The sequence below is a fragment of the Streptomyces sp. NPDC093568 genome (assembly GCF_044764945.1).
Classification (GTDB): domain Bacteria; phylum Actinomycetota; class Actinomycetes; order Streptomycetales; family Streptomycetaceae; genus Streptomyces.
This window is the reverse complement of sequence record NZ_JBIWJD010000001.1, coordinates 1,510,177-1,523,838: the sequence shown is the minus strand read 5'-3', so window position 1 is coordinate 1,523,838 and position 13,662 is coordinate 1,510,177. Positions and strand designations below refer to the sequence as shown.

The following is a 13,662-nucleotide window of genomic DNA, read 5'->3' as shown; positions in this document are numbered from 1 at the left end:
GCCGCTCGACCGGCCGGCCGAGAGACGCTCGTCGGCCGGCCTGACGACCAGCCGGTTCACCGACACCACCGGATGGCCGTCCTCGTCGGCCACGGTCACGGCGATGCTGCCGTTGCCCGTGCCGGGGCGCACGAGCCTGGCCCGCACCGTGGAGGCGCCGGTCGCGTGCAGGGAGACGCCTTCCCAGGCGAACGGAAGCAGGCTGCCGCCCGCCTCCTCGGACTCCCCTCCCACGAACGCGGCGGCGTGGAGCACGGCGTCCAGGAGAGCAGGGTGCAGCCCGAACCCGCCGGTCGGAACGTGCTCCGGCAACGCGGCCTCGACGAACACCTCGTCACCACGGCGCCATACGGCACGCAGGCCCTGGAACACCGGCCCGTACGCGAAACCGTCCTCCGCCCGCGTCTCGTAGAAGCCTTCGAGGTCCACGGGGCGCGCTTCGGCGGGCGGCCACACCGACACGTCCAGCGCCTGCGGGGCCGCACCCTCCTGCGCGGCAAGCGTGCCGGAGGCGTGCTGGGTCCAGGGCAGGTCCTCGTCGGCCGTGTCGGGGCGGGAGTGAACGCCGACGGAGCGGCGGCCGTCCTCGTCCGGAGCGCCGACGGCGATCTGAATCCGTACGGCCTCGCGCGGGCCGAGGATCAGGGGCACATCGAGGGACAGTTCCTCGACGCCACCGCATCCGACCTCGTCACCCGCGCGCAGCGCCAGGTCCAGGAAAGCGGTCGCCGGCAGCAGGACGGTGCCGTGCACTTCGTGGTCGGCGAGCCAGGTCTGCGTCCCCGCCGAGAGACGTCCGGCGAGAACCACCCCGTCGGACTCCACCAACGGTACGACCGCGCCGAGCAGGGGGTGCCCGGCGGGTCGCAGCCCCAACGCCACGGCGTCCTGGAGGGACGGGGTGACGGCCGGCCAGTAGTTCTGGCGTTGGAAGGGGTAGGTGGGGGCGTCGGTGAGGCGGGCGCCGGTACCGGTGAAGAGGACAGACCAGTCGACGGTGACGCCGTGGGTGTGGAGGCGGGCGAGCGCGGTCAGGGCCGCGGTCTCTTCGGGGCGGTTCTTGCGCAGAAGCGGAGCGACGACGGCGTCTTCGGGCGCTGTCTGCTCGATCAGGGCGGACAGCGCGCCGTCCGGGCCGATCTCCAGGAAGCGGGTGACACCGTGGTCGGTGAGGGTGCGAATGCTGTCGGCGAAGCGGACGGTGTCGCGGACGTGGCGGACCCAGTAGTCCGCCGTGTCGGGGGCAGCGAGCTCCCCGGTGAGGTTGGAGACGAGCGGGATACGCGGCTCGCGGAAAGTCAGCTCCGCGATCGACGCACGGAACTCGTCCAGCATCGGGTCCATCAGCGGCGAGTGGAACGCGTGCGAGACCTTCAGGCGGGTCGTACGACGGCCTTTGGGCAGGGCGTCGGCGACCACGAGAACGGCCTCCTCCACACCGGAAAGCACGATGCCAGTCGGGCCGTTGACCGCCGCGATGCTGACCCCGGCGGTGAGATACGGTGTGACCTCATCCTCGGCCGCCTCGACCGCGAGCATCAGCCCGCCCTCGGGCAGCGCCTGCATCAACCGCGCCCGCGCCGACACCAGAGCGCACGCATCCGCCAGCGACAGAACGCCGGCGACATGCGCGGCGGCGATCTCACCGACGGAGTGCCCGGCCACGAAGTCCGGCCGCACGTCCAGGAACTCGGCCAGACGGAACAGCGCCACCTCGACGGCGAAGAGGGACGGCTGAGCGAACTCCGTACGGCTGAGAGCCTCCTCGTCCTCGCCCCAGATCACCTCACGCAGAGCAGGGTCGAGCCCGGCCAGGACCTCATCCAACGCCTGCGCGAACACCGGGAAACGGGCATACAACTCCCGCCCCATCCCGATTCGTTGAGCACCCTGACCGGAGAAGACGAACGCCAGCTGACCCTCAGCCGCCACTCCCTTGGCCGCCTCGGTGAGGCCCTCCGCGGAGGCCAGCAGCACGGCCCGGTGCGCGAACCGCGCGCGACCACCCGCCAGCGTGTAAGCAACGTCCACCGACGGCTCAACCGCCCGCAACTGCTCGACCTGCGCATCCAGCGCCTGCTCCGACCGAGCCGACACCACCAACGGCAGCACGGGCGGACGGTGAGCAGTGCCAGACTTCGGCGCTTCCGCAGGCAGTTCGAGAATCACGTGGGCGTTGGTGCCGCTGAGGCCGAAGGAGGAGACGGCGGCTCGGCGCGGGTGGTCAGTGTCCGGCCAGGACATGGGCTCACGGACCAGCTCCACCGCTCCGGCCGACCAGTCCACGTGCGAGGACGGAGCATCCACGTGCAAGGTGCGCGGAACGGTGCCGTGCCGCATCGCCAGCACGCTCTTGATCACGCCCGCCACGCCGGCGGCAGCCTGGGTGTGGCCCAGGTTGGACTTCACCGAGCCCAGCAGCAGGGGGCGTTCCCGATCCTGACCGTAGGTGGCGAGCAGCGCCTGCGCCTCGATCGGATCACCGAGCGTCGTACCCGTACCATGCGCCTCGACTACATCGACGTCCCCGGCACGGAGCCCGGAAGCCGCCAGGGCCTGCCGGATCACCCGCTGCTGCGACGGCCCGTTCGGCGCGGTCAACCCATTGGAGGCACCGTCCTGATTCACCGCACTGCCACGCACGACCGCCAGAATCCGGTGCCCGTTCCGCACCGCATCCGACTGCCGCTCCAGCAGCAGCACGCCCACACCCTCGGCCCAGCCGACCCCGTCAGCCGCATCCGAGAACGCCTTACAGCGCCCATCCGGCGAAAGCCCACCCTGCCGGGAGAACTCCACGAACGTCGTCGGCGTCGACATCACCGTCACACCACCGGCCAACGCCAGCGAACACTCCCCCGACCGCAACGCCTGCGCAGCCAGATGCACCGCCACCAACGACGACGAACACGCCGTATCGACGGACACCGTCGGACCCTCCAGGCCCAACGCATAGGCAACACGCCCCGACGCGATACTCGGGGAACTACCGCTCCCCCGGAAGCCCTCGAACTCATCGCCGGAGAGCAGGACGCCGTAGTCGTTGTACATGACGCCGGCGAACACACCGGTCTGGCTGCCCCGCAGCGACGTCGGATCGACACCGCCCCGCTCGATCGCCTCCCACGCCGACTCCAGCAGCAACCGCTGCTGCGCGTCCGTCGCCAACGCCTCCCGCGGACTCATCCCGAAGAACTCGGGATCGAAACCGCCGACGTCGGCGAGGAAGCCGCCGGCGCGAGTGGACGACGTACCGGTGTGCTCAGGGTCCGGGTGGTAGAGCCGCTCCAGATCCCAGCCACGGTCGGCCGGGAACTCGCCCACCGCGTCCACACCGTCACTCACCAGCCGCCACAGATCCTCCGGCGACGACACACCACCCGGGTACCGGCAGGCCATGCCCACGATCACCACGGGGTCGTCGGCCACGGCCGCCACCGATGCCACCGGCATCTCCGCGCGCGACCCGACCACCTCGGCCAGCAAGTGCTCCGCGAGGACGGCGATCGTCGGATAGTCGAAGACCAGCGTCGCCGGCAGCCGCAGCCCGGTGACCGACTGCAATCCGTTACGCAATTCGACAGCCAGCAAGGAGTCGAAGCCCAGATCCCGGAACGACCGCGAATCGTCGACACTAGACGCACTCTCGTGCCCCAGCACCAGCGCCACCTGCCCCCGCACGAGGTCCAGCAGCACCTCACGCCGCTCCACCTCGTCCAGACCGGTGAGCCGCTGGAGCAGACCACCCGCCGCGACCATCCGACGCCGTGACCGCACCAACTCACGAAAGACGGGTGGTACTTCACCTGGACCACCACGCACCGCGCGCAGATCGAGCGGAACGGGCAGGATCACCGGCTCACCCGTCCGCAGGGCCGCGTCGAACAACGCCAGGCCCTGATCGACCGTGATCGCGGGGATGCCGGTACGGGCCATCCGCTGCGGGTCGGCCGTCATGCCTCCGGAGTCCTGGTCCCAGGGGCCCCAGGCGAGAGACACCGCGGGCAGACCCATCTCCCGGCGCAGGGTCACGAGGGCGTCGAGGAACGCGTTGGCCGAGGCATAGGCCGCCTGGCCGACGCTGCCGAGTACTCCGGCGACGGACGAGAAGACGACGAAGGGCGTTTCGTCGGGGAGCAGTTCGTGCAGATGCCAGGCGGCGTCGGCCTTCGGCCGCAGCACCGACTCGACACGCTCGGCCGTCAGCGTCCCCACAAGCCCGTCGTCAAGGACACCCGCCGCATGCACCACACCACCGAACGACCGCCCCGCCAGCACACCCGCCAACGCCGCACGATCACCCACATCACACGCCAACGCCTCCACATCGGCACCCAACCCACCCAGCTCAGCCACGAGTTCAGCCGCACCCGGCGCATCCGCACCCCGCCGCGACAGCAGCACCAACTCCCGCACCCCATGCACCCGCACCAGATGCCGCGCCAGCACCGCACCCAGCCCACCCGTGCCACCGGTCACCAGCACCGGACCGGACCACTCCACCCCCACACCCAGCTCACCCGACCGACCGGCACGCACCAGCCGGGGGGCCACGACGACGCCACCGTGTACAGCGACATCCACCTCGTCAGCAGCCAACGCGCGCAGCGCAGCGGCGAGTTGATCGGGCCCGGCGTCCATCCCATCCAGCGCCGCGAACCGGCCCGGGTACTCGGCCGCCACCGACCGTACGAACCCGCGCACGGCGGCGGAGACCACGGCCGAGCACTGGGTCAGCACAACCAGCCGCGCACCACGGAACCGCTCCTCGGCGACCCACGCCTGCACCAGGGTCAACACACGTGCCACGACCGCACGCGTCTGACCTGCCAGGTCGTCCGCCACCGCGTCGTCCGCAGCCCCGACCGCCGCCACGACCAGCCCCGGAACCGGCCCTTCGGCGTCGGCGGCCAGCTCGTCCAGATCCGCATAGCTCCGTACGTCGGCCACGGCATCGCGCACCACGCCGCCAAGCGCCTCGTCAGCGCCGATCAGTGCTACGGCCGGAAGGTCGGCCGACGGCTCCGGCACCTCGGTCCAGTCGACCCGGAAGAGCGCCCCGTCCGTCGCCGCGCTCGCCCCGCCGAGCTGTTCGCTCGTGACGGGCCGAACGACCAGCGCCGCCACATGGGCCACCGGACGGCCGTCCGCGTCGGCGAGATCGACGGCGACGGCATCCCGGTCCTCCCTCCGGACCAGCCGGGCCCGCACCTCGGTCGCCCCGGACGCCAGCAGCGAGACGCCCTCCCACGAGAAGGGCAGCGCGGGGTCGCCCGTTCCGCCGGCCGCGACGGCGTGCAGCGTGGCGTCGAGCAGCGCCGGGTGCAGGCCGAACCCGCCGGCGTCGGTACCGGACGGCAGCGCGACCTCGGCGAACATCTCTGCGCCTCGCCGCCAAACGCCGCGCAGCCCCTGGAAGAGCGGCCCGTAGGCGAGCCCGGCATCGGCCAGGTCGTCGTACAGCTCACCCGTCTCCACGGGTTCTGCGCCGGCCGGCGGCCACTGCGCGGCATCGGACCACTCACTGCGCAACGGCTCGTCGGAGAGGACACCGGCGGCGTGCCGCGTCCACGGAGCGTCTCCGTCCGCGTCGTCGGGACGCGCGTACACCGTCACCGCACGGCGACCGCCGTCACCGGTCTCGGACACCCGCACCTGAATCCGCACGCCGCCCGTGTCCGGGATCACGAGTGGCGTGGAGAGGGTCAGGTCGTCGAGCGTGCTGGAGCCGACCTCGTCGCCGGCCCGCACCGCCAGCTCGACGAAGGCCGTGCCCGGGACGACCACACGTCCGAAGACGACATGCTCGGCCAGCCACGGGTGCGTGGCCATCGAGAGCCGCCCGGACAGCACGACATCGTCGGAGTCCGCGAGCGAGACCGCGGCCCTGAGCAGGGGATGGTCGGCGGCGGCGAGACCTGCGGCCCGCACATCCCCCGAACCCGTGACGAATCCGCCGGCCGGCCAGTAGTTCTGGTGCTGGAAGGGATAGGTCGGGACCTCGACGAGCCGGGCGCCCGTTCCGCTGAAGAGAGCCGACCAGTCCACCGACACACCGTGCGTGAAGAGCTGCGCGAGGGCCGCGAGCGCCGCGCTCTCCTCGGTCCGGTCCTTGCGCAGCACCGGCACGACGAGCGTCTCGTCCGCGACGGACTGCCGCACCAGCGCGGACAGCACACCGTCCGGGCCGATCTCCAGGAAACGGTTGACGCCCTGCTCGGTGAGGGCGCGGATGCCGTCGGCGAAGCGGACGGTCTCGCGGACGTGACGGACCCAGTAATCCGCCGTGTCCGGAGCCACCAGAGTCCCGGTGATGTTGGAGACGAGCGGGATACGCGGCTCGCGGAAAGTCAGCTCCGCGATCGACGCACGGAACTCGTCCAGCATCGGCTCCATGAGCGGCGAGTGGAACGCATGCGAGACCCGCAGCCGCGTCGTACGACGGTCCGGCAGGGCTGCGGCGACGGCGAGGACGGCCTCCTCGGCCCCCGAGAGCACCACGGAGCACGGCCCGTTGACCGCCGCGATGGACACACCGGCAGTGAGGTGCGGGGTGACCTCATCCTCGGTCGCCTCCACGGCGAGCATCAGCCCACCCTCGGGCAGCGCCTGCATCAGCCGCGCCCGGGCCGACACCAGAGCGCACGCGTCCGCCAGTGACAGCACACCCGCGACATGCGCGGCCGCGATCTCACCGACGGAGTGCCCGGCCACGTACTTCGGGCTGACGCCGAGGGACGTCACCAACCGGTACAGCGCCACCTCGACCGCGAACAACGCCGGCTGGGTGAACTCCGTACGGTTCAGGGCCTCCTCGTCCTCACCCCAGATCACGTCCCGCAGAGCAGGGTCCAGCCCGGCCAGGACCTCATCCAACGCCTGAGCGAACACCGGGAAACGGGCATACAACTCCCGCCCCATTCCCAGTCGTTGAGCGCCCTGACCGGAGAACGCGAACGCCAGCGACCCCTCAGCCGCCACTCCCCTGGCCGCCTCGGTCACACCCTCCGAGGACGCCAGCAACACCGTCCGGTGTGCGAACCGCGCCCGACCACCCGCCAGCGTGTAAGCAACGTCCACCGACGGCTCAGCCGCCCGCAACTGCTCGACCTGCGCGTCCAGCGCCTGCTCCGACCGGGCCGACACCACCAACGGCAGCACGCCGAACTCGCCCATGCCCGGGACCGGTTCGGTGTCCGGCCCCGCCTCAAGAATGACGTGCGCATTGGTGCCACTGAGGCCGAAGGACGACACACCGACCCGGCGCGGGCGACCGGTGTCCGGCCACTCCACCGGCTCCCGGACCAGCTCCACCGCACCGGCCGACCAGTCCACGTGCGAGGACGGAGCGCCGACATGCAGGGTGCGCGGCACGACACCATGCCGCATCGCCATGATCGACTTGATCATCCCCGCGACACCGGCCGCAGCCTGCGTATGGCCCAGGTTCGACTTCACCGAACCCAGCAGCAGCGGCCGTTCACGATCCTGACCGTACGTCGCCAGCAGCGCCTGCGCCTCGATCGGGTCGCCTAGCGTCGTACCCGTACCGTGCGCCTCCACCGCATCCACATCAGCGGCCGACAACCCCGCCGAGGCCAGGGCCTGCCGGATCACGCGCTGCTGCGACGGCCCGTTCGGCGCCGTCAGACCATTCGACGCACCGTCCTGGTTCACCGCACTGCCACGCACCACGGCCAGAATCCGGTGCCCGTTCCGCACCGCATCCGACTGCCGCTCCAGCAGCAGCACACCCACACCCTCGGCCCAGCCGACCCCATCGGCCGCATCCGAGAACGCCTTGCACCGGCCATCCGGCGAAAGCCCACCCTGCCGGGAAAACTCCACGAACGTCGTGGGCGTAGACATCACCGTCACACCACCGGCCAACGCCAGCGAACACTCCCCCGACCGCAACGCCTGCGCAGCCAGATGCACCGCCACCAACGACGACGAACACGCCGTATCGACGGACACCGCCGGCCCCTCGAAGCCGAAGGTGTACGCGACTCGACCGGAGGCGATGCTCATCGCGCTGCCGTTGCCGCGCAGGCCCTCGAACTCGCGGCCGTCGAGGAGGAGTCCGTAGTCGTTGTACATGACGCCCGCGAAGACACCGGTCTGGCTGCCCCGCAGCGACGTGGCGTCGATGCCGGCCCGCTCGATCGCCTCCCACGCCGACTCCAGCAGCAACCGCTGCTGCGCGTCCGTCGCCAATGCCTCCCGCGGACTCATCCCGAAGAACTCCGCGTCAAAGCCACCGGCCTCCCGGAGGAATCCGCCGGCGCGGGTGGACGACGTACCGGTGTGCTCAGGGTCCGGGTGATAGAGCCGCTCCAGGTCCCAGCCCCGGTCCTCCGGGAAGCCGGAGACGGCGTCCCCGCCGTCGGACACAAGCCGCCACAGATCCTCCGGCGACGACACACCACCCGGGAACCGGCAGGCCATCCCGACGACCACCACCGGATCGTCGTCGGCCACAGCACCCGGCGACACGACCGGGGCCGCCACCTGCGCCCCCAGCACCTCACCCAGCAGGAAGTCCGCGAGGACGGCGACCGTCGGATAGTCGAAGACCAGCGTCGCCGGCAGCCGCAGCCCGGTGACCGACTGCAGTCCGTTGCGCAGCTCGACAGCCAGCAGCGAGTCGAAGCCCAGATCCCGGAACGACCGTGACGCATCCACGCCCAGGGCTCCCTCGTGCCCCAGGACCAGCGTCACCTGCCCCCGCACCAGATCGAGCAGCACCTCGCGCCGCTCCACCTCGTCGAGCGGCGCGAGCCGGCGGAGCAGGTCGGGTGTGCCGGTGCCGCTGCTCGCCGTGCGGCGGCGCGGTCGTACGAGTCCGCGCAGGAGTGCGGGAAGCTCGGTGCGGGCGCGTGCGGCTCGCAGGTCCAGCGGGACGGGCAGCACTGTCTCCACGCCGCATGCGAGGGCCGCGTCGAAGAGGCCCAGTCCCTCGTCGGCGGAGACCGTGCGGATGAGCGAGGACTCGCCTTGCTCCTCCGCCGGCTGTACGGCCGTCATGCCCGCGCCGTCGAGCCGCCACGGCCCCCACGCCAGGGAGACCGCGTGCCTCCCCTGGGCGCGGCGGTGGGCGGCGAGTGCGTCGAGGTAGGCGTTGGCGGCGGCGTAGGCGGTCTGGCCCACGGGGCCGAAGGTTCCGGCGGCGGACGAGACAAGGACGAAGGTCCGGACGTCGGGGAGCAGTTCGTGCAGGTGCCAGGCGGCGTCGGCCTTCGGGCGCAGGACGGACTCGACGCGCTCGGCGGTCAGCGTCCCCACAAGCCCGTCGTCGAGGACACCCGCCGCATGGACAACACCACCGAACGACCGTCCCGCCAGCACACCCGCCAACGCCGTACGATCACCCACATCACACGCCAACGCCTCCACATCGGCGCCCAACCCACCCAGCTCAGCCACGAGTTCAGCCGCACCCGGCGCATCCGCACCCCGCCGCGACAGCAGCACCAACTCCCGCACCCCGTGCACCCGCACCAGATGCCGCGCCAGCACCGCACCAAGCCCACCCGTGCCACCGGTCACCAGGACCGGACCGGACCACTCCACCCCCACGCCTGCCTCACCCGACCGACCGGCGCGCACCAGCCGAGGTACGGCCACGCGGCCGTCCACGAGGGCGGTCTCGCGTTCGCCGGAGCCGAGGGCCCGGCGGAGCAGGGTTCCGTCCACGGGTTCGTCACCAAGGACCAACAGGCTGATGTCGCCTGGGTGTTCGGACTCGGCTGCGCGCAGGAGGCCGCGGACGGCGGCGGTGGCGGGGCGGTCGTCGCGGAGGGCGACGACCAGGCGGGTGGTTCGCAGGCGCTCGTCGTGCTGCCAGTCGCGGACCAGGGCGAAGGCGCGGGTGGTGAGGGTGTGGAGTTCGGTGACCGGGTCCGTGTAGGCGGGGTCGGCCGTGAGGGGGGCGAGGACGACGTCGGGCAGGGGTGTCGTGTCCGCGAGTGTGGTGAGGTCGGTGTGGACGGGGACGGGTGCGCCGTCGAGTGCGTCGCCGATCTCCTGGGCGAGCGGGGCGGCGGCCGGGTCGGTGAGGAGGGCGAGCGGACCGTCGTACGGGGCGGTGTCGGTGACCGGGGTCCAGTCGACGCGGTACAGCGTGTCGGTGGCCGGACCGGCCGCGCCGAGGGGGCGGGTGGTGAGGGCGTCCACGGTCAGGACGGGGGCGCCCGTGGGGTCCACGACGTCGATCGCGACGGTGTCCTCGCCCTGGGGGGCGATACGGGCGCGGACCTTGGTGGCGCCGGTGGCGTGGAGAGCGACGCCCTCCCAGGCGAAAGGCACGCCGAGGCGGCCGTCGCCGGTGTGGGCTACGGCGTGGAGGAGGGCGTCCAGCAGGACGGGGTGGAGGGCGAAGCCGGCGGTGCGGCTGCCGGCGGGGAGTTCGGCCTCGACGTAGAGGTCGCCGTCGCGGCGCCACAGGGCGCGCAGGCCGCGGAAGGCGGGGCCGTAGGCGAAACCGTGGTCGGCGAGGGTGTCGTAGGCGCCGTCGAGAGGGACGGGTTCGGCGTCGGCCGGGGGCCAGTGGGCGGTGTCGAGGGTCGGGGGTGCGTCGGTTTCCGTGCCGGGGCTGAGGCGGCCGGTGGCGTGGGCGGTCCAGGGGTGGTCGTCGGAGCCGTCGGGGCGGGCGTAGATGGTGACGGGGCGGTGGCCGGAGGCGTCGGGGCCGCCGACGAAGGTCTGGATCTGGACGGCGCCGTGCTCGGGCAGTTCTAGCGGGGCGGGCAGGGCGAGTTCGGCGACGCGGTCGCAGCCGAACTCGTCTCCTGCGCGCAGGGCGAGTTCGACGAAGGCGGCGCCCGGGAGGAGGACGCGGCCGTCGATGCGGTGGTCGGCCAGCCAGCGGTGGGTGGCGAAGGACAGACGGCCGGAGAGCAGGGCGCCGTCGGAGTCGGCGAGGGACACCGCGGCTCCGAGCAGCCCGTGTTCGGCGGGCGCGAGGCCGACGGTACGGAGGTCCCCGGCGCCGCCGACGCCCGCGGCCGGCCAGTGCCGGCGGCGCTGGAAGGCGTAGGTGGGGAGGTCGACGGGGTGGGCGGGGGTGTCGGCGAAGTAGCGCTGCCAGTCGACGGGGGCGCCGGTGGTGTGCAGGGCGGCGAGCGCCGTGGTGAGGGCGAGGGCCTCGGGGGTGTCCTTGCGCAGGGTGGGGAGGGCGACGGCGTCCTCGGGTGCGGACTCGGTGACCGGGCCGGTGAGGACGGCGTCGGGTCCGACTTCGAGGAAGGTGCGGACGCCGTGGTCGGTGAGGGTGCGGATGCCGTCGGCGAAGCGGACGGTCTCGCGGACGTGGCGGACCCAGTGGTCGGCCGTGTCGGGGGCGAGGAGGGTGCCGGTGAGGGTGGAGACGAGGGGGATGCGCGGCGGATGGAGGGTGATGCCGGACAGGGCCTCGGCGAAGTCGGCCAGCATCGGGTCCATCAGCGGGGAGTGGAACGCGTGCGAGACCCGCAGGGGTGTGGTGCGGTGGCCCTCGGCCGCGAGGCGTACGGCGATGTCGGTCACGGCGTCGGCGGGGCCGGAGAGGACCACGGAGCCGGGACCGTTCACGGCGGCGACGGCGACGTCGGCGGTGAGGTACGGGCGGACCTGCTCCTCCGAGGCGCGTACCGCGGTCATGGCGCCGCCCTCGGGGAGGTCGGCCATCAGTGTGGCGCGGGCGGTGACCAGGGTGCAGGCGTCGGCGAGGGACAGCACGCCGGCGACGTGGGCGGCGGCGATCTCGCCGACGGAGTGCCCGGCCACGAAGTCGGGCCGTGCGCCCCAGGATTCGAGAAGGCGGAAGAGGGCCACCTCGAGGGCGAAGAGGGCGGGCTGGGCGGTGCCGGTGTGGTTCAGGGCGGATGCGTCGGCGCCCCACATGGCGTCGCGCACGCCGGTCGGCAGCAGGGCGAGGGTCTCGTCGAGGGCGGTGCGGAAGACCGGGTGCCGCTCGTACAGCTCGCGGCCGGCGCCGAGGCGTTGGGCGCCCTGGCCGGAGAAGAGGAACGCGGTGGGGGCGTCGCTCGCGGTGTGCCGCAGCAGGCCGGGGGCGGGGGTGCCGTCGGCGAGGGCGGTGAGGGCGGCCGTGAGGGTGGCCGGGTCGGCGGCGATCAGGGCCGCGCGGTGCTCGAAGGCGGTGCGGGTGGTGGCCAGCGCGCGGGCGAGGGCGTCGAGGCGGGGTGCTTCGGCGGAGCGGTCCAGGGCGGTGCGCAGGCGGGCCGCCTGGGCGGCGAGAGCCTGCGGGGTGCGGCCGGACAGGACGAGCGGTACGGGGGTGTGGGGTGCGGGGGCCGGGTCGGGGGTGTCGTCGGCGGGGGCCTGTTCGATGACGGCGTGGGCGTTGGTGCCGCTGATGCCGAAGGAGGAGACGGCGGCCCGGCGGGGCTGTCCGGTGTCGGGCCAGGGGGTGTTGTCGGTGACGAGGCGTACGGTGCCGTCCGACCAGTCGACGTGGGTGTTGGGCTCGTCGACGTGCAAGGTGCGGGGCACCATGCCGTACCGGATGGCCTGCACCATCTTGATGACGCCGGCGACGCCCGCGGCGGCCTGGGTGTGGCTGAGGTTGGACTTCACCGAGCCGAGCAGCAGGGGGTGTTCGGCGGTGCGGGCGCGGCCGTAGGTGGTGAGGAGGGCCTGGGCCTCGACGGGGTCGCCGAGGGTGGTGGCGGTGCCGTGGGCCTCGACGGCGTCGATCTGGTCGGCGGACAGGCGGGCGTTGATGAGGGCCTGTTCGATGACGCGTTGCTGGGAGGGGCCGTTGGGCGCGGTGAGGCCGTTGCTGGCGCCGTCCTGGTTGACGGCGGAGCCGCGGACCACGGCGAGCACGCGGTGGCCGTTGCGGCGGGCGTCGGAGAGACGTTCCAGCAGCAGTACGCCGACGCCCTCGGACCAGCCGGTGCCGTCGGCGGAGTCGGCGAAGGAGCGGCACAGTCCGTCGGCGGAGAGTCCGCCCTGGCGGCCGAACTCCAGGTGGGTGGAGGGGGTCGACATGACGGTGACGCCGCCCGCGAGGGCGAGGGCGGCCTCGCCGGTGCGCAGGGCGTGTGCGGCGAGGTGCAGGGCGACGAGGGAGGAGGAGCAGGCGGTGTCGACGGTGAGGGCCGGGCCGGTCAGGCCGAGGGTGTAGGCGATGCGGCCGGACAGGACGCTGCCGGCGTTGCCGGTCAGGTGCAGGCCGCGCGCGCCGTCCTCGGCCCCGGCCCGGTACTCCTGGGCCATGGCGCCCATGAACACGGCCGTGTCGCTGCCGCGCAGGGCCGTCGGGTCCAGGCGCGCGTTCTCGATGGCCTCCCAGGTGGATTCGAGCACGATCCGCTGCTGGGGGTCCATGGCGACCGCTTCGCGCGCGGAGATGCCGAAGAAGTCGGCGTCGAAGTCGGTGGCCTCGTGCAGGAATCCGCCCCCGGAGGCGGCGGCCGAGACCGCGTCGAGGTCCCAGCCGCGGTCGTCGGGGAAGGGTCCGATGCCGTGTCCGCCGTCGACGAGGAGTTCCCACAGGCTGTCGGGGTCGGTCACGCCGCCCGGGTAGCGGCAGGCCATCCCGATGATGGCGATGGGTTCGTGGGCGGCGGCCTCGAGTTCCTGGACGCGCTGCCGGCTGTTTCGCAGGTCGGCGGTGGCCCGCTTCAGGTAGTCCCTGAGCTTGTGTTCGTTGTTCAT

The 13,662-nt window shown here is 72.6% G+C and carries 1 protein-coding gene (only partly in view); it reads right to left on the bottom strand.

All coding sequences use genetic code 11. The features are described 5' to 3' along the window. Positions 1–13,662: the 5' end (the start) of a type I polyketide synthase gene (locus ACIRD7_RS06410; RefSeq protein ID WP_403450470.1), read on the bottom strand. The gene continues 24,612 nt to the left of window position 1, outside the view; 13,662 of the gene's 38,274 nt are visible here — the first part of the coding sequence; it begins with the start codon at positions 13,660–13,662; its stop codon lies off the left edge, out of view.